The organism is Brevibacillus fortis (assembly GCF_046196545.1).
Lineage (GTDB): Bacteria > Bacillota > Bacilli > Brevibacillales > Brevibacillaceae > Brevibacillus > Brevibacillus fortis_A.
The window spans coordinates 4,618,452-4,643,247 of sequence record NZ_CP176370.1; the positions used below are offsets into that span (position 1 = coordinate 4,618,452).

A 24,796-nucleotide genomic window follows, 5' to 3' on the forward strand; every position below is an offset into this window, starting at 1 on the left:
AGCCACGCCAGAGAAGAATATTTCCAGTCCTAGCGACTTTCGAAGTCCAGCCCAGCTTCGCGGGGATTTGCGGGCAAAAGAAATGCAACGTGCCCACGCGACGAAGCGGCTACCACTTTTGCATTTCCCCGCGAATCGCTGCGGAGCAGCCACTTGAAAAATAAAAAACGACCGTCCAGAACGGATTTTCCCCGCTCAGGACAGTCGCTGGTTTATTTCCTGCCAATCAACACAACCAAGTCGATCGTTATGTCCACTCCCGCCAAGTCAGATACCCGTTCCAACTGCTCAGGTGTCGCCCCCCATGCCAACGGAGTCATCTGGAGCAGGGAAGAAAGACTCCCTTCATCCAGTCCGAACTGATACTGAACCCGTTCTTTGCCGATTAGCTGGAAGCTGGCTTTGAAGTGATCGATCGTACGATGATTCGCATATTGTGTTTTTGGTGTCTCTTGATACAAGACTTCTCGTAGTTCTCGCAAATAGTTGGCCTCGGGAATGACTTTGATCATCCGTCCATCATCAGCCAGAAGTCTATGAAACTCATCCGAATTGGATGGAGATAACAGATTCAAAATGTATGAAAACTGTCTGTCGGCAAACGGCGCCTTCGTCAAATCGCCAACGCACCAAGCTACTTCTGGATCGCTCTTCGCCGCGAGCATAACTCCCTCTTTGGCAAGATCGACACCCACTCCGATAAATGGGACTTCGCTTGTTTGCATCACTCTCTGCCGAACCTGCGACAGATGATAGCCTTCGCCACATCCTGCATCCAGTACGTACATCTGGCTTTCCTTAGGTTCTGTCGTATGCAGGATGACTTCACTCAACACGTCATACAATGGATCAAAAAAACCTTGCTCCATTATCGCCCTTCTCGCTGCAAATAATTGCTTGTCGTACTTTGTTTTGTAGGTTCGCGTAGCCAAGTGAACATAGCCGTGCTTGGATAAATCAAAGCAATGATGATTGTTGCATACCAAGCTGGTTGCAGGTACGTTGCGCATAGCCGTCTGGCAAATTGGACAACGAAAAATCTCCACATGCTGGGAGATAGCTGTAGAAATCAAAAAAAGCACCCCATTCATTCGTATTTCGGTGAATGAAAAAAGGCACAGTCAAATAAACCCCAAGCATTTTTAAAAAATGCGGGATTCCGTTGATCTGTACCTCACATTACCGATAACGAACGAACTGGATCATAACCATAACAAGTAACACTCCTGACCTTCAATCAAGTGAGCGACTGTAATGGACGCCCAACTATAATTGTAGCACAGTAGAGAAATATACTGGTACTATAAAATGTTGATGCCGGAATGCAGGGAGAGTGCAGGAATTCCGTTTTGCTTCCTGTCCATGTCCCGCTCCTGAAGGATATTTTTGCGTTCATTCCAGAAGCATGACCTCATCGTATTTCATCATGATGCTTCCTTCCTTGTACTCCCCCACTTTTGGCAGATTCACCAGACCCTTTATGTTTTGGAGAAGCGCACGCACGCTGTTTACTCCGCTTTCGTGAGCATGCGGATACCCGCCGCCAAAACGAGGATTGATCTCCGACACAACGTACTGATCCCCCACAAAAAAACAATCGATGTCAATTGGCCCACGCGGCTCTAGGACACGAATGAGTTCCTTCGCTAGTGACAGCAAACGCGGATCTTTTACCGCGAGGGAGCGATCCGTCTCCCCTGCCCGCATTCGCAGCTTTTTGCGGGTGAAAAGTGTCACCAGCTCCCCTGAGATCAGATCCACATAGCCATCCACTCCGTACTCTTCTGCCTGTAAGAACGGTTGAATGACGACATCCTCCGTTTTTTCCATGAGCACGGACCATTCTTGATCATTCTCCACACGTGTGATGCCCAAACTCGCACTTCCATACCGCGGCTTGACGATCAATGGATACGTAATCTGCCCTGCCAAAAGCGCTGCTTGTACCTCGTCCATTTTTGTAAAGGTGGGAATAGCGGGAATCTGGTGCGCGGACAAAAAATCATGCGTTGCCATCTTATCCAAGCACATCTCGATTACATCCCGGCTGGACACGATCACCTCGATGCCCTGCATGTAGAAACGGTCTGCATGCGCAGCCAACAGTGTCAGCTCAGGGTCAATTAAGGAGAGGATTGCCTTGATCTCGTACCGTTGGCAAATTTGCAGCAGGGCATCGAGATAACCAGGATCATCGATACGCGGCACCTGCTCGTGATGATGGGCAGCGTACAGGGCTGGGGCCGTCAGATCGCAGTCAACTGCGATAATTTTGCCAGTGTCACCCCATTCGCGTACAAAATAGTGGAGCAGCTTGACTCGTCTGCCTACACTGGTCACAAGTACGTTCATTCAGTTCACGACCTCCTGCTTGTCAACGTGAAAACGATAAACCGATTCGGGAATGAATTGTTGGAGAGTCTCTTTTCCCCTGACAATGACCGCTTCATTTCCGTCGATGGCGAGAACTGGCGGCCTCTCCCGAATAAACGGTGGATTAAAGACAAGCGTATACGCCCCAACGTGTCCAAAGACAAAATAATCCCCAATATCAGGCAAAGGCCCCGTATAGCCTTGAAGCAAATAATCTTTTTCCATGCACGTATACCCGACGACATGATAGCTCGCTTCGGGAACTGTCTTGCGGTTGCACACAAGTCGGGCTGGCAAGAGGTGCGCGTGCATCGTCGGCTTGACATTGTGTATGCTTCCATCCACGAGAACAAACCGCTCTCCTCTGTTTTCTTTTACATCGATGACTTGGCAAACGAAATCAAGGGCATCTGCCACGAGTGAAATACCTGGCTCCAGAATCAACAGCGGCGCATGATCCAGCTCTGCCAGCTCCTCCTTCACGACAGACGTAATCGCTTCGGCGTACTCCTCAAAGGTTGGTGCAGCCGTCATCCCGAACGAGGTCGGGAGCTCGCCATAGAATCCGCCTCCCATATCGATAAAAGCAAGCCGCCGGCCCAGATGCTGCTTCCCCAAACGGCATAGATGGCGCGCAATTTGGCGATACACACCCACACTGCGATTGGTGGAAAAGTGTCCATGCAACCCGACTACATGCACATTCGGGGCAATAGCCAATTGGCTCAGGGCTTTTTCCAAATTGCCGTTTTCGACGCAAAAACCAAATCGGCTGACCTCGTACCCATTTTGCAGAGGACTCACTCCACCCCTGGCCAAATCCACATTAATCCGTAGCCCAATCCGAAACGTCTTCTCGGGATACTGCTTGGCGTAGGCCACCACCCACGGTATTTCCGAAAAAGAATCCAGATTGATCAGGCTCCCCTGCTCCAAGGCAAGGTGAATGTCCTCTTCCGTTTTGAGCGGGCCGTTAAAAATGATGGAAGCAGGATCGACGCCGAGCTTCAGTGCCAATTCATACTCCAGTCGAGAGACGACTTCCGCATGGGCACCTAACTGATGCAGCTTTTGGCATAAAAACGGCAAGTAATTGGTCTTATATGAATACGCGACGACCACATGCTCATAGCGTCGAGTAAACGCCCGTTGGAAACGACGATAGTTCTCGGAGAGCTTCCCTGTGTCCAGTACGTAAAAAGAAGACGAGCAGAGACTACGCCATTTTTCTACCTGCTCATAACTATACATGGCGCACCCCCTGTTCCTGGTTCAGGAGGCAGTTCGTGATAACACCGATGACTCGCTCCTGCTGTTCAGCGGTCAAGCTGGAACCGGACGGCAAGCAAACACCTTGGGCAAATAGCCGATCGGATACACTCTCATCAGGTTGGTGCGGATAGTATTGGCACTGTGCGAACAACGGTTGCAAATGCATCGGCTTCCACACGGGACGGGCTTCGATATTTTCTTTGCCCAGTGCATCAATCAATTGTGCAGCAGAGAGGGTTGTGTCCGCTGGATTCAGTGTCATTACAGTCAGCCATCGCGTGGATCGCCCTGTCGCCGGCTCTGGCATGAACGAAATACCAGGTAATTGTCTGAGAGCTTGTTCATAACGCTTGTAAATGCCTCGCCTTGCCTCGATTCGCTCCTCCAAAACGCGCAGCTGCCCCCGGCCAATTGCCGCCAGTACGTTGCTCAACCGATAGTTGTAGCCCATCTCATCATGCTGGTAATGTCTAGCTGGCTCCTTCGCCTGCGTCGACCAGAAGCGCGCCTTTTCGATCGCCTCAACGTCATCGGAGACGAGCATTCCACCACCTGAAGTCGTCATGATTTTATTGCCATTAAATGAAAAGGTCCCAACATGACCTAAGGCACCGCTCATTCTCCCTTTGTATACAGCCCCTAACGATTCTGCGGCATCTTCCACCACGCACACCCCATACCGTTCACAAAGTGCAATCAACGGCCCCATCTCTGCACTCTGCCCATATAAATTAACGATGACGACCGCCTTGGGCAACTTGTCCGCTGCTGCCGCTTCCCGCAGGGCTCGCTCTAATGCCAGTGGAGACATATTCCAAGACCCTTCCTCGGAATCAATGAATACCGGAGTCGCTCCCTGGTACAGAATCGGATTAGCACTGGCGACGAAGGTGAGGCTGGAGCAGAACACCGTATCACCCGGTGCGACGCCTGCTAGCCTAAGCCCGAGATGGATAGCAGCCGTGCCAGAGGACACTGCCAGTGCAGCTTTTACGCCCACATACTGGGCAATCTCTTGCTCAAAAGCATCGACGTGTCCCCCCAACGGCGCGATCCAATTGGAGGCAAAGGCGTCTGCCACCAACTCCCGCTCATCCTCTCCCATATGTGGCGGTGATAAAAAGATCCGCTGCTGTGCACTCATTTCGACGTCCCCCCATTGCGATAGGCAGGAAAAAAATCTTGCTCCCCAGCCTGATCGACCTGTAGTTTTTGGCACAAAGCCAAATACACTTCCTCATCGTGAACTTTTTTGCCCATCCAGTAAGGAAAATGATTGCTATTTGCAAATGACGACTTGAAACGGAACAAGCCATCTCCGTCCAGATTCCCTCCTCCAAGGAGAAGCAGCTGTGCTCCATCCAGCTTTGCCTGCTGGATCATGGCGTCGAAGAGAAGGTGGTTGACGCCATGCGCCATGTCTTCCGTATGTGATGCCCCTAGCTGATAATGGGCGAATTGATTTCCACTGAGCAAAAGCACTCCCGCCACCGGCCGATCCTCATGCATGGCAAGCAGAAGCCGCGGCTTGCACAGCGCTGTTTTTTTCATGAGTCCTAAAAAAAATTCCGGAGCATAGTAGTAGATCGCCGCGGCTTGATTGCGGTCCATCGTCTCCCGATGCAGCTGGATAAAAGAATGCAGCCGATCGGTTCCGCCCAATGTAACCCGGACGTCGTTTGCTGCGGCCTTCCTCATATTTCGCCTTACGTTTTGCGTATAATGGGCACGAATGTATGCAAGTGTGGGGCGCAAATCGACCGCGGTTACCATCCTCACCAGATCCAGTCGCATTTGACCCGCGAACAGCTCCGCATTCCCCAGTAACGGATGAAAGCGAACCGTTTCCGTTAGGTAGTTTTTGTACCGACAGTAGACGTGGAATTGCTCCTGGAACAATCGAGCAGCCGTCTGCCCCCCCACGACGAATGGCCCTCCGTATCCAATCGAAACCAAATCGGCATAACCGGGAATCCACTCATCTAGACGTCTGACCAGATACGGGTAGAAAACCTCGTTCTCCCCACTCTTGAAAAAAACAGCTTCTGGCGTGCCCTGCTCCATTTTGGCGTACAGCTGTACGTATTCTTTCGTGTAGGACACGTCTAATTTTAAAAAACGTCGCAAATATTCGGTCCAATCATCCAGTTCCGAGAGTACGATCAGGCTCACATGCTTCCCTCCCAGCGCGCTCTGTGTTTTCACTCCCTCTGAAGTCTTCTACCGTGACGCTGCCCTGCTGATTTATGCCTGTCGATTGAAAAACGCGCTTGATTGTCAGACCGATAATCCGCATATCCAGAAAAAAGCTGCCATTTTCTACATACCAGATGTCCAGCTCGAACTTTTGCTCCCAGTCAATCGCATTTCTCCCATTGACCTGTGCCCAGCCTGTAATCCCCGGCTTTACGTCGTGTCGCTTCAACTGCCGCGGTGTGTACAGGGGCAGGTACTCCATCAGTAGAGGTCTCGGTCCTACGAGGCTCATTTCACCACGAAGCACATTCCATAATTGCGGCAGTTCATCCAAGCTATACTTGCGCAAAAGCGTTCCGAATGATCCCAGTCGCTGCTCGTCAGAGAGAAGCTCTCCACTCTCGTCGCGTTCATTGGTCATCGTGCGAAATTTATAGATGAAAAATGGTTTTCCGTGCAAACCTGGTCGCTCTTGTACAAACAAAACCGGAGACCCCAGCTTCCAGCGGATGAGCAGACTCACTAGCAATATCAGTGGGGACAGCATGACGAGCATCAGGAAGGATACGCAACGATCAAACAAGGACTTCATGCCGCACCTCCTGTTGATTCCACTTCGCTGCCGCTTCCTCCATGCTGAGGCTTTGCATGCCGTATCTCTCGCGTAACACGGAGTAATGCTGGAGTATTTCCTCCAAAAAGGACAGATTCTCTTCGATGTGATTCCCAAAATTCTCCGGATGCCACCACAGATGATACAAGCGCTTGTGCTCCGCCGTATGAGTCAGGTCGCATTTGATTCTCTTCATGCGCCATTTTTCCAACCTCTGTAGGCGAGGAGAATAAGGACGCAAAAACCGGCTGGATGGAACATCGACCATTCCCTCTGGACTACGCTGCAATGATTCATAGTTGTTATGACCCGAGAGATTCACATACGCATCCATCAGTCGCATGGCTCTTTTGAATAATGTCTCTTCGGCAGCCCCTCTTGTGTGATACATCCAAGACTGCTCGTTGCCGCGATACGAACGGAACCCCTTTTTCTTGCACAAAGATAAATAGGCTGGCTGCACCTGATTTCGCGGAAAAACGATACTGGAAGATGAGTACCCTTTTTTGCGAGTCACACTATGAAAGGAATCAAGGTCAGCAGCAAAAGCTTCGGGAGTCTGTCCAGGCTCTAGACAATAATAGTGGGAAAGGGTGTGGCTTCCGATAAATTGATGCGGGTAAGAGGATATCAGCTTGATCAAGGAAGGAGCAAAATGATACGGATCGACCTGCTCATGCTCTCCAATCGCATCTGTGTCCATATAGGGATAGGGTGACAGCTTATCATTGGAATACGCCGGGAGATGCTCTGGGATGACGCCTGCTAGCTCCTTGCGCGACTCGCAAAACAAAAAACCGACAGTTGCCCAGGTGACATGCATTTCATACTTGGCAAACAACTCCAAAAGTGCGGGGATCACTTGACGAACACCTAACAAATTTTGCTCATAGGACTGAATGGTTCTCTTGTCTCGGACGCCCCAGTAAAGTTCAAAGTCTAGGGAAATGACGAATGCTCCCGTCTTGTCCAATCTTCTCCGCTGCCTCCTTTCTCCTGCTCTCTCTCTTCTCGCAGCTGACCAGTCAATTGGGCAAATAACGCCGCCTGCTTCGCAAGGACCGCTCGCTCATCGAAGTGCTCAAGCGCAATGCTGCGGCTGTTCTGCCCGAATGCTTCTCTGAGTCTGGAATCGACTACGAGCTTTTTTAAGGCTGCATACAAGGGACATACTTGTTTCGGTTCTACTAAAAATCCGTTGACACCATCCCTGACTTCCTCCCGACATCCACGGATATTCGTGGCGACGATCGGTTTTGCCATCGCCATCGCTTCAATGATGGATCGAGGCAGTCCTTCACGATGAGAGGGAAGAACAAAAATATCGCTGGCGGCCATCAGCTCCGGGATGTCTGTGCGAAATCCAGCCAAAATGATTTGCGGATGCTGGCGACAAAGCTCCACGAAGTTTTGACCCCGCTGATCGCGTTCACTGGAAGACACGTCCCCCACCAACAAGAGGCGCAGGCGTGGAAATTCACCCGCCAGCTTGCGAAAAGCCTCCAACAGCTCAAAAATTCCTTTCTCCGAGACCATACGTCCTACATAGGTAATCACCACATGATCATCCCGCAGGCCCAGAGAGGCCTTGATAGACTGGACCTTTTCTCTCGTTACGTGTCGCGGATGAAAGCGTTCTGTGAGATCAACGCCGTTGCCAATGTGCAGAATCCGCTCCGTCTGGGAGGAGAAGCTATCCTTCACGCTCAACTCGTAATCCTCTCGACTCTGAAGTAAAAGATAGTCAGTCATATGCCGGGCAAACCATTTTTCCAGCGTGTAGTACATCTGATACTTGCTTTTGCTCATGCCCTCATGAAAAAAGTAGCCATGCGCTGTGTAAATGACATGTGGCACCCCTGCCAGCCTTGCTGCCACGCGTCCGAGAACAGCCGCAATCGGCGTATGGACATGCACGACATCATACTTCTCCCTTTTCATCAGTCGATACAATGCCCCAATGGTCACCAAATTGGAAATCGGGTCGATCTTTCGCTTAATCGGGATTCTTCTGAGCGTCAATCCCTTTGCTGTTAGTACATCAAAGCGCCCTGTATCCGAACACGCAGTATGCACCTCGTAGCCTTCATCCATCAGCTTTTCAATCAGGGGAAACAGCAAGCTTTCTACAGAACGGTCAATTGCGCATACTTGTAAGATTTTTTTCAAGCAGATCACCGCCATTTTTGATCTGACGTGTATTGATTTCGGCTGTCACGAAATACAGCGCGAGCATGATCCAGAAAAACGTTTCGCGAATTCCGTTATGAGTGAGTCCGTACAAAATTTGGAAGACAAGTGGATACCAAGCAACCAATCGATGCCCACGGACCGCCCCATAAATCACGAGAATGAACAACACCGTGCCCATTACACCATAGGAGAAAAACAGATTGGCTAACGTAGAATGGAGTTCCAATGAAATGCTGCTGTTAAATCGATCATACATCCCTTCCCCTGCTCCGAATAAAATGTACTCCGGATGGTTGGCAATCCGGTCATAGCCCCGCGCCGCCAAATTGTCATCCGAATCTTCCCCGAGTGATACCATTCGTTCTTCGATTTGTGTGTAAATAGAAGCATCGCTCAGTACGTTTTCGTTGGTGTACAAGTAGATGAAGAAGACAGTGAAGGACGAGACGAGCACACAAAGCAGATTCATCCAAAACAAGCCCGTTCGTTCTTTGATGGAGAGGAGCAAAAAAACGAGGTACATCCCTACGGCACTAATGATCGCTGCTTTCGATAAGGACACTGCAATGATGCTAAACGCCGTGCTGATCGCAATAAAGAGAGGAATGGTCTTCACAGATACGAAGCGAGCACACAGCAGGCATATCCCCATGCACAAAAGCCCAAAATAGCCGAGCTGGTTCGGATTGTTGAAGAACAAGGACTGTCTGAACTCTCCGCTATCCGGTGACAGTCCTGACACGAGAATGAATGCCTGAACGAGCAAGGAAGTGGACGTAGCCAGGAAGACCCATTTGACGTACTCTTGAGGGTTGTGCCTGAACAAAATAACCAGGGCAAGCATCACGGCTCCGTTGTACAAATACCACTTGGTCGAGCTGAATACATCCATTTCCCCGCCGAGTGCAATCGTCCATATGCCATTTACCATCATAATGTCGTACAAAAACAGAAGGGTAAGGAAGAGAAAAAATCCGAGTCTGCGGTTGATGCGACCCAGGCGAAACAAGAAGCTGTAGGTGATCAAGATGAGCATAATAAAATCGGCGATTTGCGGATTGCCACTTGGGAAGAAGTAGAAGGGCTTAAGCACCACATAAAGCAAAAGAAGGATCTTGTCCGGTGAGAGCTTCTCCTTGATCATCATTTACCTGTGCGCCAGATGGTTGGTGAATTGCAGGATTCGCCGATAATCCTCCCACGTATCAACCTCTGCCCAAAACAATCCCGGTGGTATTTGTGCGACATACACATTCCTTTCGCCCAAAAAAGAATAGAGGACATTTTCCCACCAAAGATCATACTGCTTCTCCTGAATCAACCTTTGTAATCGACGCAAAAATATTGGCAGAAAGCTCTCTTGAAGTTTGGCAATTCCAACGTATTCGCCAGTTGTCTCTTCCAGTGAGAGCTCCTTTCCATGGCGGAGCAGCAGTCCGTTTTCATAGCCAAATTTATAATCTCCCTCATAGCGACGGACTGGATCAGCAAACATGACGGGACACGCGGTCTCTTGCAATACGACTTCCAGCACCTTCGATTCAAAGTAAACGTCTGCATTCAACAGCAAGCAGTCGCTTCCTTGCAAAAACTCGCGGGCGAACCAGAGGGACACAATACTATTCGTCCGATCATAAAAAGGATTGTGATAAAAACGAATAGGTTCATCTCTGAGCAACTCGGTAATCACGTTAGCTTGATAACCCACCACCATCGCGATCTCTTCAATTCCGTGGCGCCTTAGCTCCGTTATCGTATTTTCAATGAGCGCATGGCTTCCGATGTCTACTGTACACTTGGGAATTCCGTCAATTTGCTCGTTGATTCGTGACCCGAGACCTGCTGCCATGAGCAGTGCCTTCATCCGACTCCCCTCCTTCTTTCAGAGATGGCATGACGTATTTGATGTTCAGCTTCAGCTTGTACATCGATCTGGCCAGTCCGACGAGCAGGTGGTAGAAGGTCCATAAGAGCAAAAATAGCATCTGACCGCTGATTGCCCACAGAAATGCGGTAACTAGCACGCCCAACTGATAGCCCGTTTGGGTAAGAAAAAGGAAGACAAAAGCATCGATCCATTTGCTGCGCTTTCTCATAGAGACTGTTTCGTGAGAGATTTTCCCTTGACTAAAGACGAGATCGGAGCCATTGGTCGCCAAAATCTCTGCAAAAATCGTGAACAGAATCAAATAGAGCAGCCATGGACCCAACATCGCGTGTTGATTCGTGATACCGTAGATCACACCGAATGACACCAGGTAGAGTGCATAGTTGAGCCCGATGTCCAGCCATTCTCCTCCCTTGCTCTTCTGGTTGCGCATGCGGGCTACTTCCCCGTCGACGCAATCCGCCAGGTAGCACAACTGACATAAGAAGCAGCCGAGCAGAAAGGATGCCGCCGTTCCGTACATAAAAGCCGCTGCGCTAAGGAGTCCGGCGACAATCCCCCCCATTGTAATCGCGTTGGGGGTTATTTGTGTTTTTCGGGTCAGCAATAAACTCACGTAAATGGAGATGCGACGTGTGAAGTAGTACGACCAAAACTCCTCCCTGCTCCACGGCTTCTGCACCTGCACACGGCAATGGCGTGTCTCTTCACTATCCCAAAACATAGACGGATACAGCTCATCCTTCACGGTAAGCCACCTTCTTCATGACCTCGTCTCCTGGAGCGAGACGGAATATTTTTCGGATAAAAACGGGATATACCACGTGCGAAAACCAAAATATTTGGATGCCCAATACGAAGCACAAAGATCTCGACAGATCAGGCTGATTGAAGTAGCAATGGCGGCCCCGATAATTCCATACAGCGGAATGAGACAAGCGTTTCCGATGATGTTTAGTGCAGCTGAACAGACAAGAATATTGCGGGCCGTTTTTTGATGCCCGGTCATCGTCAATAAGGGGATGACACTGCCTGTGCAAAAATTGACAAACTGCCCCATGCACAGAATCACAAGGACGAGGCTCTCACTCGCAAAATCTTCGCCAAAAAAAGTGAGCAATGGAACGGCAAATATCGCCACTAGCAGATTGAGAGGAGCAGAGGTGAAGAAAATAAGCCGATTGGCAAACGAAATCATCTTTTTCAAGCCGTCCATATCATTACGTGCGTACAGCTCAGAGAACTTGGGAGAGAGGATCGTATTGATGGAAATCAACGCAAAGCCCGTCACCATTGCCAAACGAATGACCACACTGTATACTCCGACTGTTTTTGCATCCGTAAAAATGCCCAGCATGATCATATCTGTCCATGTCATAATCAATTCCATCGACGCACTGAGATACATGGGCAATGCGACTGCAATAATTTCCCTCAACCCAACGCCAGGCTCTCCCATAGTGGGCTGTACACCGTTACGGAGACCTCGGCTCGTCGTATACCACTGCCCCATCCCATAGACGGCATTCAAGATAACAGCAGCCGCGAGCAGTTGAATCAAGAGCATCGTACTGGGTTCGAAAAAAGGAATGGCGATGAAAAGAAACGCCAAGTGCAGAAAACGCATACCGACAATATCGACAGTGATCGAGATGACAACCCGATGCAGTGCTCGAAACGCAGATGCATACAGCCTTGCGAGCGACACAAACGGAAGCATCCACGCGACGACTCGCAGCGCCTCTGCTGGCAGCTCCCCTGCAAACACGTAGGCGGCTACCTGCTCTGAGAACACATACAAAAGTACCCCAAGCACAATTGAAATCAGTGTCGCCCACAGCACTACTTTGTTGAATACTTCGGAAATCTGATAAAGCGAGCCTTTCGCTCGAAACTCCGAGAGAAAGCGGATTATGGCTGTATCCGTCCCCAAAACGGCCAGCACCATTCCGATGTTCATCAGGGTGATCGTCAGCGAATAGATGCCCAGGCTCTCGGCTCCATACTCTCTGGCAATGTAGAACTGCAAGAGATAGAGCAGTACGAAGCCAAGGAGCCGAAACAAAAACGTGAAGGCCGAGCCGCGAATCACTTCTTGAACATCGCGATCTTTATGCAGACGGCTCCATTGTCGTTGCCAAGCCAATTTGAGGGCATGCATGCCTACAAACGCCCCGCTTTCTGCTATGCGTTGTACCCATATCCGTAGTAGCCTTCTCTTTTCCCTACCTTTTTGTTGTTGAGAACAACACCGAGCAGATTGGCTCCTGCCGCTTTTAACTGCTCTACCGCTTTGACAGCAGAATCCCGCTTCGTCTTGCTTGCATCCACCACCATGACACAGCCGTCCATTTCCCTCGCCAGCACCATTGCATCGCTTACGATTAATGGCGGGCTGTCGACAATCACAAAATCAAAATTGTGGCGCAGGTATGCCATCAATTCCAAGAGCCGTGGCGTTCCGAGCATTTCCGCCGGATTATGCGGGATTGGCCCTGCCGTAATGATCGACAGCTCTGACACGCCAGATGGTTGAATAATATCGGCAATCTGGCACATATCCGAAAAGTAAGAACTGATCCCGTACAGATTGGGCATATCAAAGGTGAAATGTACCCGCGGATTGCGCAAGTCAAAATCAAGCAGTACCGTTTTTTTGTGATCCTTTGCCATCATCAAGGACAGGTTGGCAGCGGTGATCGTTTTTCCCTCAGAAGCCCCTGGACTGGTGACTAAAATCGTTTGCATCAGCTTGTCGCCCATGGAAAACTGAATGTTTAAGCGAAGGGTACGGTAGCCCTCTACCAGCGGAGACAGCGGCTCCCAATGGGCGATCAGCTTTTGGTAACGATCATCAGGCTTCTGCCTTCTCATACTCATTCCTCACTTCCTCCACCTTTGGCTGGCGAAATGCCTTCCGCGTTTTTTTGTCAATCACTGCAATGGTTGCCAGTACAGGTAAGCCTAAATACTCCTCCACTTCTTTTTCCGATTGAAGTCGGGTATCCATCTGCGCAAGCAAGAAGACGACGACCATAGATGTTGCCAACCCGAGGACAAAGGCGATCACCGAATTGAGAATCGGTTTTGGGCTCACTGGAATGGCCGCCGGATTGTTTCGGGCTTCCGCTAAAATATGCACGTTGTTCATGCTAAGCATTTTGACGACTTCTTCCTGAAAGGTCGTCGCGATTGTATTGGCGATGAGCACAGCTCTGCCTTGATCCGGGTCTTCTACCGTAATGGAAATGACCTGCGAGTCCTTGACTGGCTCCACCTTCGTATTCAGCAGCAGATCCTCCATCGTAGCCCCGGCCCCGATCACTTCGAGCACGCGTTCCATCACCCGCGGACTTTCAATAATCACGCGGTAGGTCTCAATCAATTTCAGATTGGAATCAATTTCCGCGACGGATAGCATGCTCTCTACGGTTGAATCCAGTGAGCGATTCACTAATATTTCCGTCTTCGCCTGATAAATCGGTGTCAGCAAATAGAAGCTCACGAGCGCTGTTCCGATGGTGCACAAAGAGGTAATCAAAAGGATCAGCTTCCATCGCTTCAACAACATCAGGAGTATTTCACGAAGATTAAGCTCCTCATTCATCCTGCTTCCCCCTTTGCCCCGCCATGCTGTCACTTCCTTCTTTCGGCAGTTGTACGGGAAGTTCGATTTGTTTTTGAAAAGTTGAAAGACTCTCAGTCAACCTCTCACGCTCTTGCGGGCTGACGATATAGTAGTAGATTCCATTGATCATTTGACCCTTTCCTTCCAAACGAATCGTCTCGACGGAGGTAACTGCCGTGCTGTAGCTTAGGGCGAGCTGTTTCATCACATCAAAGGTCATGTTCGTTTTCACGTATTTCTCCATCGTCGCAAGGACGTCATTCAATCGAGTAGGCGATGCAAGGGTCACCCCTTTGTCTAACAATGCCTTGATGATTTCCTGCTGTCTTTCGTTGCGCCCGAGATCGCCTCTCGGATCTTCATAGCGCATGCGAGCGTAGACCAAGGCTTGCTTTCCGTCTAACTGGATGGGACCTACTGGAAAGGTGTAATCGGCATAAGTGAAGGCAAGCTTGTTGTTGACTTCCACTCCCCCCAGCGCATCGATCACACCTGCGAATCCTTCCATATTTGCGGTCACCACGTAATCAATGGGAAATTGGAGAAACTGTTCGACGGTGTCCACTGCCTGTTGCACTCCGCCGAATGCATATGCGTGATTGATCTTATCCTGGGTACCTTTGTGAGCCATAGCGGTTCGCGTATCACGCGGTATGCTGATGAGCAACGCAGATTTCGTTTTCGGGTTGACGGAGAGTACGAGGATGACATCAGAGCGCCCCTTGTCATTCTCTCGTTCATCAACGCCAAGAAGCAGCAGGGTGATCGGTTCTTTGGGCAAGATAGCGGAGTTCTCCACTTCAGCCGATGGCGGTGTAGTTGCTTCTTGGGTATTCACGGTCGGAGATTGCCTCACTGATGCTGGTTCAGTCGCTACAGGTATCTCGATAGTTTTCTGCGTGCGGATAGGAAGGTACATTTTGCTAGCCGTTTCTTTTAACGACAGATAGACGTACACACCATAGCCACTCAAGCTAATGAGACAAATCAATCCTCCCCAGACAAGCAGCCGCTTCCACTTTATCGTGTCGATCTTTTCCTTCCATTTGCTGACGCTCATCCGATCGCCACTTGATAAGGGACTGGCGTAGACTCTTCCTTCACGTAAGAAGTGGATTGATAGCCTGGAACGATCCCTTGCAAAATCTCAATGATGGATTGTTTGTCCTCCATCGTCGCTCCCTTGTCTGCAATTTGCTCCAACCGGGCGATCCCTGCCAATAGCTCATTCCAGGAAAAATCGAGCGGCTTCCCAATGAAGATGCGATTATGGCAAGTAGACGACAAGCCTTCTTCCGCCGTCAAAATTTCTTCGTACAGCTTCTCACCCGAACGAATTCCCGTGAATACGACCGGAATATCCTTCCCGGGCTCCAAGCCTGCCAAGCGAATCAGGTCGAGAGCCATATCGACAATTTTGACCGGTTTCCCCATATCGAGAATGAATATCTCCCCTCCCTGAGCGAGTGCTCCCGCCTGGATGACGAGCTGGGCAGCCTCAGGAATGGTCATAAAGAATCTCTCCATATCTGGATGCGTAATGGTAATCGGTCCACCTGCCCGGATTTGATTGAGAAAAACAGGAACGACACTCCCCCTGCTCCCCAGAACATTTCCAAAACGAACAGCCGCAAACCGGGTAAGTCCGAAGTGGTTATAACCCTGGATCAGAAGCTCAGCGATCCTTTTCGTGGCACCCATCACACTGGTTGGATTCACTGCCTTGTCCGTCGAGATCAGGATGAAATGAGAGACGCTGGTTTCCAGCGCGCATTCCGCAACGTTTTTCGTACCCAGAATGTTATTTTTTAATGCCTCACACGGGTTGCTCTCCATTAACGGCACATGCTTGTGGGCTGCCGCATGAAAAACAACAGCGGGACGATACTCCTGCATAATCGAAGCAATTCTTTGTCTGTCACGAATATCTGCAATCAAGCTGACCGTCTCCTGCTCAGGAAACAAGCGCGAGAGCTCCAGGCTCATTTCAAAAATGCCGTTCTCTTCATTCCCCAAGAGAAGAAGTTTCCTTGGTCCAAATCTAGCTATTTGTCTGCAAAGCTCGGACCCAATCGAGCCGCCCGCTCCTGTCACAAGTACGACTTGCTGCCGCAAGTACCCCGTAATCTCATCCAGATTGACCTGAACAGGCTCCCTTCCCAATAAATCCTCCAGTGCTACATCCCGAATCATGTTCATCGTGATTTTTCCGCTGATGATGTCTGCTACGTGCGGCAAAATTTTGACGCTGGCTCTCGTCGTTTTGCAAATATCGAAAATATCCTTAATCGTCTGCCGGGAAGCGGATGGCATAGCAATCACGATGTCTGATATGGAAAGTCGTTGCACGACGCGGGCGATATCTGCCCGATTCCCTACAACCGGCAGGCCGTACACACGCAGATTTTCTTTGCTGGGCTCATCATCGATAAAGGCTACTGGACGCAGCTCCGACAAAGGCGAGATTTTCATCTCCCTGGCTACAAGCACACCTGCGCTACCTGCCCCGATAATTAATGTGCGCCTACGCTCCTGCGTTCTTTTCTCCCGCTCTTCATACCACCACTTCCAGACAAACCGGGAGCCTGTGATGCCGAGCAAGACAAAGGCTAGCGTCATGAGAAAGAGTGAGGTGGGAAATCGGATGGACCAACCAAGCAGGTACGTTATTTTCAGTACCAGGTAGAGAGCCAAAACGGAAAAGCTCGTGGCTAAAATGATCGAGACCAGTTCGCGAACACTGACATAGCGGAAAACAGGTCGATAGAGTTGAGTAAAGTGCATGCCTGTCACGACGAACAGTACGTGGCCCATCATCAAATACATAGGTTGATATTCGCTTATCTCTGTGAAAGAAAAATCAAATCGAACCAGGCAGGCCAACCAGACAGCCAAGCTGATAATTCCTGCGTCCGATAAGCTTAACCAGAATCTTCTCTTCCGGTAGCTCATATTCATCCGCTCCAGGTGATCGTTATTCAAAGAATGGTCATCATAAACGCCACAGACTAATTTCTGCCGGGCATGTTTCGCGATTTAGCACGCTTTTCACGTCTGCGATGACACCTTGCCCCTGATACAAGAGTCCGGCAAGCTCCTCCCATCCCAGATGCAGATATCGCTCATGAGGTACGGCCAATACGATTCCGTGGGCAGGCTGCAGATCTTCCCACTCTCGCAATTGAATGCCGTATTCCTCTCTCGTCCGCTCTGGACAAGCCAATTCATCTGTCACTTGGACCTCTACTCCGAACTCCTTTAGTTCCTGAATAATGTCGATGACCCGACTATTGCGAATGTCTGACACGTTTTCTTTAAAGGTGATGCCCATGATCGTAATTCGCGAGCCTTGAATCGCAATATTTTGCCAGATCATTTGCTTCACGAGTGAGGTCGCGACGAACTTGCCCATTCCGTCATTGATCCGTCGTCCAGCCAGTATAACCTGCGGATGATAACCAACACTCTCCGCCTTGTATGTCAAATAGTACGGATCGACGCCAATGCAATGACCACCGACGAGTCCTGGAGAGAACGGAAGGAAGTTCCATTTTGTTCGAGCTGCTTGGAGCACATCTGCCGTAGAAATACCCAAGCGGTCAAAAATAATCGAGAGCTCATTGATCAAGGCGATATTGATGTCGCGTTGCGTGTTCTCAATCACCTTGGCTGCCTCAGCCACCTGAATCGAGGGCGCTTTGTGAATACCCGCCTCTACAATCAACCCGTACATCTCGGCAATCGTTTCACACGTCTGGCGATCTTGCCCGGAAACGACCTTGACGATCTGGGACAATCTCCGTTCCCGATCTCCTGGATTAATTCGTTCAGGTGAGTAGCCGACGAAAAAGTCAATCCCCGCCAGCTTTCCAGACGCTTGTTCCAATACAGGCATACAAATTTCTTCTGTTGCCCCTGGATAGACTGTCGATTCATAGACGACGATGGTCCCTGAAGACAGATGTCGCCCAACGCTTTCAGACGCGAGAATAAGTGCCCGCATATCGGGCCGTTTCGCAGAATCGACAGGAGTCGGTACCGTGATGATGATAAAATCGCACGCTGCAAGACTGGCGGGGTCATCTGTATAGGTGATGTTGGCTCGCTTTAGCTCATCCGCCGACATCTCTCCCGTTTCATCCATTCCGCCCTCCAGACTGCGTATGCGTCTTTCGTCTATGTCAAAACCAACCACTGGAAGCACTTGGCCAAAAGCAATCGCGACAGGCAATCCTACATATCCAAGACCTACTACTCCCACTTTTTTACGCATGAGCGACACCATAATAACTGACGTACCAGTCTACAAAGCGAGATATCCCCACATCGACTGGTGTTTTCGGCCGAAAGCCTGTCGCCACATACAGAGCTTCCACTGACGCGTAGGTAGCAGGAACATCCCCCGGCTGGATGGGCAAATAGTCGCGAACAGCCTTTTTACCCAGCTTCTCTTCCAGAATCGCGAGAAACGTAAGTAAATCGATCGGTTGGTGATTCCCGATGTTGAACACCTCATGTGGTGCCTTTTCCCCCTCCCTTTGGGGAATTCGATTCATCAGTCGCAGCATCCCTTCGACGATATCGTCCACATACGTAAAGTCCCTTGTCATGTTGCCGTAATTGAAAATGCGGACAGGCTCTCCCGACAAAATCGCCTTCGTAAACGTATAGAGCGCCATATCAGGTCGGCCCCAAGGCCCATATACCGTAAAGAAGCGAAGTCCCGTCGCAGGCAAGCCGTATAAATGACTATAGGTATAGGCCATCAGTTCATTGGCTTTTTTCGTCGCTGCGTACAAGCTGACTGGCTCATCTACGGGATCATACTCAGCAAATGGTAGCTTTGTATTCCCTCCGTAGACGGAGCTTGAAGATGCGTAGAGCAAATGCCTGACTCTCGTCCGTCGGCATCCTTCCAAAATGTGCAGAAACCCGGTGATATTGGAAGTCGTATAGGCATGAGGATTTTCCAGACTGTACCTGACACCCGCTTGAGCGGCCAAGTGAATGACAATCTCCGGCTCCATTTCTCGGAACAACTCGTCCATTTTGCTCTGATCTGCAATATCCGCTTTGCGAAAACGAAAGGTTGGATACGCTTGGAGGATTTCCAGTCGTTTGCTCTTCAAGACCGGGTCGTAATACTCATTGCAATTATCTACCCCCCACACCGTCTGTCCTTGTTCCAAAAGCCGTCGTGCTACATGAAAACCGATAAATCCAGCTGCTCCTGTCACCAAAATCGACATACTCTCCACCTCTTTGCTTATTCATACGGAGGTTCTAGGACAAATATGCCAGTGGCTGCCCAAAGTTTATGGAACACATTTTTTATGTAGTCCATGCCCTTTTTACTAAATGGTTGTCAACATTTGAGAAATGGTTGAATGAAATGAAAAGAAGACAATCTTGTCTACCAATTATTGGAGGAGAATGCTTCTATGTGGATTGATGTAAAAACGCACGGAGCAAAGGGGGATGGTGTGACCGACGATACCCAAGCAATCCAGGCTGCCTTAACTGCTGCTCTGAACCTGCAGATTCCAATATTTTTCCCTGCTGGTACCTACATCATTGAACCAAACAGACTGGAGGTCATCCTAGGAACAGGAAAAAGCCTAGTGATGCTAGGAATCGGTCCTTATTCCGTGTTAAAAAGGAAAGCCAATTCAACTGCAGCAGATTGGCGCTGGCTTTTCTCGATTACGTCGACAGATGGTGATGCGGATTCTTTTGTGGTCACTAACCTGAAGATTGATTCCAACGCCAGAGCAAACCCGCTGCCTCCCGATCCTTACGATTACGAGCATAGCGCGGATTTCTACATTCGTGGTGCCGGTCCTAGCAGCTATATCAATTACGTAGCGCTACGACAAGTATGGTGTACGGATGGAGTCGCCGACCATTTTTACTTTGCCGGGGAAACGAACTGCTATGTCCGCTCTGTGCAAGTTACCGATTTTTACAGCGACAACCGCAAGCGTACACGTTCTGATATTACAGTGACGGGTGGCCTGGAACGTCTGAATGCAGCGAATGTAGCGTGTGATCGTTTTGAGGTCGAGCTCAATCAAGGGTACGACGGAGCCACACCCATGTTCGTAAACCTGAGCAATATCTCTTGCCGTCAACAGCTCGACTTGGAGGGAGATCTGTCCTCCCCGATGGTCGTACAAGGTAGTCAGCTTGTTTCGCTCACCAGCTTCAGTCTCACTGGCATGACAGGCTGTATCAGCTCATCCGTTTTTTATACGGCACCCAATGAGAAAAATCGGGTGAACTTTATGAAAAACATGACGTTCAGCAACTGTCGCTGGGTGTTGCATACGACCGCACAAGGAAGTACAAAGACGGTTGGTACTGGTCTGACCGTGGATTATTCAGATGTAGGCCTTGTATTTGATGGGTGCAGCTTCGAGGCCAATGATACAGCTACTTCCATCGGCGGCTACGCCTTGAGCTTGGAGCCGTGGGATGTACTCGCCGAAAGACAAGTTACCGTGAGAAACTGTTCGTTTGACCCTCGGTTGACCCAAAACATTTCGTTGAACCGCTGCGGAAATGTTTCCCTCATCAACAACCGTTATTCCGGTTCTGATCACGCGATCATGCTCTACGGCACCGGAACGTACCCATTGGTAGTCACCGTGGATGGTGGCGACTTCAGCCAGGTTACTGGAAAAATGTTTTATCACAAGTCTTCGGATAAAATAACCCTCTCCATGAAAAACCTCCCTGTTCCTGTTTCCCTCACTAGCGGCTACAAATCCGAAAACTCTTCCTATATCCCAACTGTTTCGATCAACGAGCGTGTGGTGTATGTAGCAGCTCCACCAAGCACCACCGTCAAATACGGCGGGCTCAAAGGCGATACACTGCGCTTGATCACTCCTGTAAACAACCAACCGTGCGAATGGATTGCAACAACGACAAATAAGACTGCCTGCACCTGGCTGGTGACCAAAACGGCCAAAAGCTAAGGTAATGAAAAACATCCATCTTGCCCCTCGTTGTGGGATAGATGGATGTTTGTTATTAGGCAATACGCTCCAAATCCGGATTGTACCGTTTCACATAGGTATAAATTTCTTCCCCGAGCAATTGCGTTCTCACTAGCTCATTTGCCTGTTCACTCAAATGCTGGGTGAGTTGATTGGTTCCATTTTCGATTCGTCTTATGGCTGCCTCAGGCAGCGTCAATACATGCGGTACGAGCAATTGCAGGTACCAAACGCCCTTATCTTCCTCGGAGACATCGATCTCCAGCTCCATGTCCGAACTGTCGAAATCGTACAGCTGGTTAAAGAGAGACTCCCTTTTTTCCAGCGTCATTGCGGCAATGTCGATTTTTTCCACGCTCAAATAATACTCTTCATTGAACAAGACAATTTTGTCGTCAATTTCCTGATACTTTTTTGCCAGCGGATTCATCGTCATCGGTCCTTTCCATCTCACATCTATTCTATAGCATACTACCTTACTGAATATTTAGGCAACTCGTCCGTGTAGAAAGGGCCTTGCTCCATGCAAGACCCTCGTTTTTACAGGAGTGTAGATCCCTCCACTACGGCTTGTGCGTCCTCCTTGGAAATAAGGACGGCGCGAGCCTTACCGCCGCTTTGTCCTGCGACGTACCCATCTGCCTCCATCATTTCGATGAGACGGGCAGCACGGTTATATCCGACGCGGAAACGGCGTTGCAATCCAGATGCAGATGCTTGTCCCTGATCGGCCACGAACACGAGCGCTTCCAGATACAACGGATCATCTCCGCTGTCAAACGATGCAACCTGCTGCTCCAAATCTTCCTTGCTGAAAATGTACGCAGGCTTTCTTTGCTTTTTGATCATGTGTGTGATTCGCTCGATCTCGTCATCCGAGACGAAGTTCCCTTGCAGACGAACCGGAGTCGTGCCGCTCTCCAGGAACAGCATGTCCCCTCTACCCAACAGTCGTTCTGCCCCAGACTGATCGAGAATCGTACGCGAGTCAACTTGGGAGAACACAGCAAAAGCAAGACGAGTCGGTACGTTTGCCTTGATGTTTCCGGTAATAACATCCACGGATGGGCGCTGTGTCGCCAAAAGCAAATGAATACCGCAAGCACGTGCCTTCTGGGCGATCCGGATAATGCAGTCCTCCACATCCTGCGGAGAGACCATCATCAGGTCAGCCAACTCATCAATGACGATCACGATATAAGGCAGCTGATCATCTGTCGTCTGATTGTAGCGGTCAATATCGCGAACACCCGCATCTACGAACAACGCATAGCGCTTCTCCATTTCTTCCACGGCCCACTTGAGAGAAGCCGTTGCCTGCTTGGCCTCCGTCACGACAGGCGTAACCAGATGCGGCAAATTGTTGTAAGGAGCGAGCTCCACCATTTTCGGATCGATCAAGAGCAATCGCACCTGCTCAGGAGTCGCCTTGTACAGCAGACTGACGATGATAGAGTTGATGCAGACACTTTTACCCGAGCCTGTAGAGCCGGCAATCAAACCGTGCGGCATCTTTTTAATATCCGCAATAATCGGCTCACCGCCGATGTCCATACCGAGTGCGACCGCCAGCGGAGAGGAATGCTCCTGAAACTTGTCTGAGCTGATGATCTTTTCGATTAATACAGGCTGGCTGGACATATTCGGGACTTCGATTCCGATGGCATTACGACCTGGAATCGGTGCCTCGATGCGAATATCTTTGGCAGCCAAATTCAGCTTGATATCGTCAATCAATCCCGTAATCTTGTTCACTTTTACGCCGGGAGCCGGTTGCAGCTCAAAGCGCGTCACGGATGGGCCTTTGACAATCCCTACGACCTGAGCGCTGACATTGAAATTCGCGAGCGTCTCTTCCAATAACAGCTTTTGAATTTGGGTATGCTCATCGTCGTCATCACTGACCGGCGGGCTTGGATTCAGCAGTCCCAAACCCGGCAAGGCGTATGGCGGCTGTGCTGACTCTGCTCCTTGATCAGCTTCATTGGACGAGTCTTTTACCGGAGCTGACGCAGGCTGCTTTGTCATGGATGCCTGGGACATGTTCACGGGCTGTGCAGCGGATGAAGCAGGGACTGGGACTGGTACGGTTTCCGCAACTGGTTCTGCAACTAGTCCCACACTCGGTTCCACAGTCGGTTCCACCGGTTCCACAGTCGGTTCCACCGGTTCCACAGTCGGTTCCACCGGCTCCACAACTGGTTCCACAATTTGTTGAGCAATAGATTCTGGCTCAGTTGGCTCAATTGGTTCTGTTTGCTCTGGCCTACCTTCGGAAACCGAACCCACTCCTGCTGAACTGAGCTCCTGGGGTGAATCTACTTCTGCTCGCTCTAGCAAACGGCTAATTGAAGATGCATAGGCAGGTTCCTCGACGCCTTCGCTCGCTAGCTCCGTTTCGACTTCTTGATCATCCTCCCCGGCAGAAGGCGACTGCACGTTATCGCCATTATTCTCGGTCTCCACCTGCACAACCGCACTGAGTGTAGTGATCAGTCTATGCTCGGCCTCCTCATGGGCTAGTCGCTCTTCCATCGTTTGAGAGTAGTCTGTCGGTTCTGGTTGCCCAATAGACTCCGATCCCTCTTCTTCCTCATTCTCCCGAGCTACAGTCTCTTCGACTTTTGGCTCAAAAGCTTCAGAATCAGAATCTTGCAGATCCGTAGCTTGCGAATCTGCTACCTTCTCTTCCAGTTGTACGGAAGCAGCAACTTCTTGTTCTGAATCAAGAGCTTCTGCCACAGCAGATTCCGAAGCAGTCTCTTCTCTCTCGTTATGTACAGATTCATCTTCAACAACAATATGCTGCGGCTCATTTTGCTCAAAAGAAGTAGACTCTTGTTCCTCTGGAAAATACCGCTCGCTTATCTCTTGTTCCCACTGCTTCATCTGCTGCAAATGCTCTTCTTGCTCCAGACGCGGATAAATGATTCCCGCAGTCGTGTGAATCCGATGCTCTGCCTCGCGCGTCGCCGCGGTTATCTTCCCATAGACAGGGGAAACGATTTCAGACGGCTGGTAAGCACGCTTTTCTTCTGTAGAAAAAACCGGTCTCGTCACTTTTTCCGCTTCTTTTTGCGGCGTACGGTTTGGACGCTGCGGTATCTCGATGTTGTTTTTGACAAGCTCAGGTTTCTTTTTCTCGAAAACAGGCTCTGTCTTTGTTTCCAACACGCGTTCGTTTGCTGGCCGCACCGTTTCACGCTTGGGCTCGAATCTCTCACGAGGTGCTTGCTGGCGACTGCGTTCATTCGATTCGGCAGGATTTACGCTATGATTACGCTTCTTCTGCAAATAGTCATCCGGGACAACTGGAAAACGAAATTGACGCTCTCTTCTTTCACGCACATTGTCTTCTATATCTCGATTGTTTACCCGTTCTTTTGGGTAAATGCTTTTTGTTTTCGCCTGAGGCTGAGGCTGACGGGGAACGGGATTACCTGTTGGGTTACCGGTACCTGTTGGACGGCCTTCTTCCTCTATTTCTTCTCTTTCTCCCTGAAAAAAGTTCATCAGCTTTTGAAGCCACGACCACATGTTGCAACGCCCTTTCTTCACTAACCATCTTTTCCCCTTCATCTTACCACGAAAATGGGGCAGAATTAGCTGGATTGTGATTTTTTTCCGTTTTT

At 49.9% G+C, this 24,796-nt stretch carries 21 protein-coding genes; 1 reads left to right on the forward strand and 20 read right to left on the reverse strand.

All coding sequences use genetic code 11. The features are described from left to right. Positions 1–212: 212 nt before the first annotated feature. The 18 genes from ACKKE8_RS22850 to ACKKE8_RS22935 all read right to left on the reverse strand — a co-directional run bounded on the left by ACKKE8_RS22850 (position 213) and on the right by ACKKE8_RS22935 (position 19,412). Positions 213–1,082: a putative RNA methyltransferase gene (locus tag ACKKE8_RS22850; RefSeq protein WP_409175029.1), complete on the reverse strand. Its 870-nt coding sequence runs from the start codon at positions 1,080–1,082 to the stop codon at positions 213–215. A gap of 310 nt (positions 1,083–1,392) precedes the next feature. Beyond that, a complete protein-coding gene (locus ACKKE8_RS22855; RefSeq protein WP_409175030.1) occupies positions 1,393–2,352 on the reverse strand; it encodes an ATP-grasp domain-containing protein in 960 nt (319 codons plus the stop codon). After that, positions 2,353–3,624, reverse strand: coding sequence for a diaminopimelate decarboxylase (locus tag ACKKE8_RS22860; protein WP_409175031.1), 1,272 nt, complete (start codon positions 3,622–3,624; stop codon positions 2,353–2,355). Then, entirely contained in the window at positions 3,617–4,789 is a 1,173-nt protein-coding gene (locus ACKKE8_RS22865) for a DegT/DnrJ/EryC1/StrS family aminotransferase (RefSeq protein WP_409175032.1), read from the reverse strand. The genes ACKKE8_RS22860 and ACKKE8_RS22865 overlap by 8 nt, the downstream gene beginning before the upstream one ends. After that, complete coding sequence (locus ACKKE8_RS22870) at positions 4,786–5,817, reverse strand: GNAT family N-acetyltransferase (RefSeq protein WP_409175033.1); 1,032 nt, start codon at positions 5,815–5,817, stop codon at positions 4,786–4,788. Before ACKKE8_RS22870 ends, ACKKE8_RS22865 begins: the two co-directional genes overlap by 4 nt. Next, positions 5,786–6,433 (reverse strand): sugar transferase, encoded by a 648-nt coding sequence (locus ACKKE8_RS22875; protein WP_409175034.1) that lies wholly within the window; start codon positions 6,431–6,433, stop codon positions 5,786–5,788. The genes ACKKE8_RS22870 and ACKKE8_RS22875 overlap by 32 nt, the downstream gene beginning before the upstream one ends. Then, the gene (locus ACKKE8_RS22880) at positions 6,417–7,427 is read right to left on the reverse strand and encodes a polysaccharide deacetylase family protein (protein WP_409175035.1); all 1,011 of its coding nucleotides are present in this window, start codon (positions 7,425–7,427) and stop codon (positions 6,417–6,419) included. Before ACKKE8_RS22880 ends, ACKKE8_RS22875 begins: the two co-directional genes overlap by 17 nt. Continuing rightward, positions 7,394–8,632 carry a glycosyltransferase family 4 protein gene (locus ACKKE8_RS22885; RefSeq protein ID WP_409179181.1) on the reverse strand — a complete coding sequence of 413 codons (1,239 nt, stop codon included), beginning with the start codon at positions 8,630–8,632 and terminating at the stop codon, positions 7,394–7,396. Before ACKKE8_RS22885 ends, ACKKE8_RS22880 begins: the two co-directional genes overlap by 34 nt. Next, positions 8,592–9,794 carry a ligase gene (locus ACKKE8_RS22890; protein ID WP_409175036.1) on the reverse strand — a complete coding sequence of 401 codons (1,203 nt, stop codon included), beginning with the start codon at positions 9,792–9,794 and terminating at the stop codon, positions 8,592–8,594. Before ACKKE8_RS22890 ends, ACKKE8_RS22885 begins: the two co-directional genes overlap by 41 nt. Beyond that, on the reverse strand, positions 9,795–10,511 hold the full coding sequence (locus tag ACKKE8_RS22895) for an NTP transferase domain-containing protein (RefSeq protein ID WP_409175037.1): 717 nt from the start codon (positions 10,509–10,511) through the stop codon (positions 9,795–9,797). Then, on the reverse strand, positions 10,456–11,283 hold the full coding sequence (locus ACKKE8_RS22900; RefSeq protein WP_409175038.1) for a CDP-alcohol phosphatidyltransferase family protein: 828 nt from the start codon (positions 11,281–11,283) through the stop codon (positions 10,456–10,458). Before ACKKE8_RS22900 ends, ACKKE8_RS22895 begins: the two co-directional genes overlap by 56 nt. A 15-nt stretch (positions 11,284–11,298) precedes the next feature. Continuing rightward, positions 11,299–12,696, reverse strand: coding sequence for a flippase (locus tag ACKKE8_RS22905; protein WP_409175039.1), 1,398 nt, complete (start codon positions 12,694–12,696; stop codon positions 11,299–11,301). Positions 12,697–12,719: 23 nt separating this feature from the next. After that, positions 12,720–13,415 carry a CpsD/CapB family tyrosine-protein kinase gene (locus ACKKE8_RS22910; RefSeq protein WP_409175040.1) on the reverse strand — a complete coding sequence of 232 codons (696 nt, stop codon included), beginning with the start codon at positions 13,413–13,415 and terminating at the stop codon, positions 12,720–12,722. Continuing rightward, on the reverse strand, positions 13,390–14,142 hold the full coding sequence (locus tag ACKKE8_RS22915; RefSeq protein ID WP_409175041.1) for a YveK family protein: 753 nt from the start codon (positions 14,140–14,142) through the stop codon (positions 13,390–13,392). The genes ACKKE8_RS22910 and ACKKE8_RS22915 overlap by 26 nt, the downstream gene beginning before the upstream one ends. Continuing rightward, positions 14,135–15,223 carry an LCP family protein gene (locus ACKKE8_RS22920; RefSeq protein WP_409175042.1) on the reverse strand — a complete coding sequence of 363 codons (1,089 nt, stop codon included), beginning with the start codon at positions 15,221–15,223 and terminating at the stop codon, positions 14,135–14,137. The genes ACKKE8_RS22915 and ACKKE8_RS22920 overlap by 8 nt, the downstream gene beginning before the upstream one ends. After that, positions 15,220–17,115, reverse strand: a complete 1,896-nt coding sequence (locus ACKKE8_RS22925; protein ID WP_409175043.1) for a polysaccharide biosynthesis protein — start codon at positions 17,113–17,115, stop codon at positions 15,220–15,222. The genes ACKKE8_RS22920 and ACKKE8_RS22925 overlap by 4 nt, the downstream gene beginning before the upstream one ends. 40 nt (positions 17,116–17,155) lie before the next feature. After that, positions 17,156–18,436, reverse strand: a complete 1,281-nt coding sequence (locus tag ACKKE8_RS22930) for a nucleotide sugar dehydrogenase (protein WP_409175044.1) — start codon at positions 18,434–18,436, stop codon at positions 17,156–17,158. After that, positions 18,429–19,412 carry an NAD-dependent epimerase gene (locus tag ACKKE8_RS22935; RefSeq protein WP_409175045.1) on the reverse strand — a complete coding sequence of 328 codons (984 nt, stop codon included), beginning with the start codon at positions 19,410–19,412 and terminating at the stop codon, positions 18,429–18,431. Before ACKKE8_RS22935 ends, ACKKE8_RS22930 begins: the two co-directional genes overlap by 8 nt. A gap of 192 nt (positions 19,413–19,604) precedes the next feature. Here ACKKE8_RS22935 and ACKKE8_RS22940 point away from each other — a divergent pair, with 192 nt between their 5' ends. After that, complete coding sequence (locus tag ACKKE8_RS22940; RefSeq protein ID WP_409175046.1) at positions 19,605–21,143, forward strand: glycosyl hydrolase family 28-related protein; 1,539 nt, start codon at positions 19,605–19,607, stop codon at positions 21,141–21,143. 55 nt (positions 21,144–21,198) lie between these two features. Here the strand turns inward: ACKKE8_RS22940 and ACKKE8_RS22945 are convergent, their stop codons facing one another. Beyond that, positions 21,199–21,600 (reverse strand): hypothetical protein, encoded by a 402-nt coding sequence (locus ACKKE8_RS22945; protein WP_409175047.1) that lies wholly within the window; start codon positions 21,598–21,600, stop codon positions 21,199–21,201. 104 nt (positions 21,601–21,704) lie between these two features. Further along, positions 21,705–24,701: a DNA translocase FtsK gene (locus tag ACKKE8_RS22950; protein ID WP_409175048.1), complete on the reverse strand. Its 2,997-nt coding sequence runs from the start codon at positions 24,699–24,701 to the stop codon at positions 21,705–21,707. Between the last annotated feature and the right edge of the window lie 95 nt (positions 24,702–24,796).

Coding starts and splice junctions, on each gene's coding strand:
- ACKKE8_RS22855 (WP_409175030.1), bottom strand. CDS start 2,352: ATGAACGTACTTGTGACCAGTGTAGGCAGACGAGTCAAGCTGCTCCAC.
- ACKKE8_RS22860 (WP_409175031.1), bottom strand. CDS start 3,624: ATGTATAGTTATGAGCAGGTAGAAAAATGGCGTAGTCTCTGCTCGTCT.
- ACKKE8_RS22865 (WP_409175032.1), bottom strand. CDS start 4,789: ATGAGTGCACAGCAGCGGATCTTTTTATCACCGCCACATATGGGAGAG.
- ACKKE8_RS22875 (WP_409175034.1), bottom strand. CDS start 6,433: ATGAAGTCCTTGTTTGATCGTTGCGTATCCTTCCTGATGCTCGTCATG.
- ACKKE8_RS22890 (WP_409175036.1), bottom strand. CDS start 9,794: ATGATGATCAAGGAGAAGCTCTCACCGGACAAGATCCTTCTTTTGCTT.
- ACKKE8_RS22895 (WP_409175037.1), bottom strand. CDS start 10,511: ATGAAGGCACTGCTCATGGCAGCAGGTCTCGGGTCACGAATCAACGAG.
- ACKKE8_RS22905 (WP_409175039.1), bottom strand. CDS start 12,696: ATGCATGCCCTCAAATTGGCTTGGCAACGACAATGGAGCCGTCTGCAT.
- ACKKE8_RS22910 (WP_409175040.1), bottom strand. CDS start 13,415: ATGAGTATGAGAAGGCAGAAGCCTGATGATCGTTACCAAAAGCTGATC.
- ACKKE8_RS22915 (WP_409175041.1), bottom strand. CDS start 14,142: ATGAATGAGGAGCTTAATCTTCGTGAAATACTCCTGATGTTGTTGAAG.
- ACKKE8_RS22920 (WP_409175042.1), bottom strand. CDS start 15,223: ATGAGCGTCAGCAAATGGAAGGAAAAGATCGACACGATAAAGTGGAAG.
- ACKKE8_RS22925 (WP_409175043.1), bottom strand. CDS start 17,115: ATGAGCTACCGGAAGAGAAGATTCTGGTTAAGCTTATCGGACGCAGGA.
- ACKKE8_RS22930 (WP_409175044.1), bottom strand. CDS start 18,436: ATGCGTAAAAAAGTGGGAGTAGTAGGTCTTGGATATGTAGGATTGCCT.
- ACKKE8_RS22935 (WP_409175045.1), bottom strand. CDS start 19,412: ATGTCGATTTTGGTGACAGGAGCAGCTGGATTTATCGGTTTTCATGTA.
- ACKKE8_RS22940 (WP_409175046.1), top strand. CDS start 19,605: ATGTGGATTGATGTAAAAACGCACGGAGCAAAGGGGGATGGTGTGACC.
- ACKKE8_RS22945 (WP_409175047.1), bottom strand. CDS start 21,600: ATGACGATGAATCCGCTGGCAAAAAAGTATCAGGAAATTGACGACAAA.
- ACKKE8_RS22950 (WP_409175048.1), bottom strand. CDS start 24,701: ATGTGGTCGTGGCTTCAAAAGCTGATGAACTTTTTTCAGGGAGAAAGA.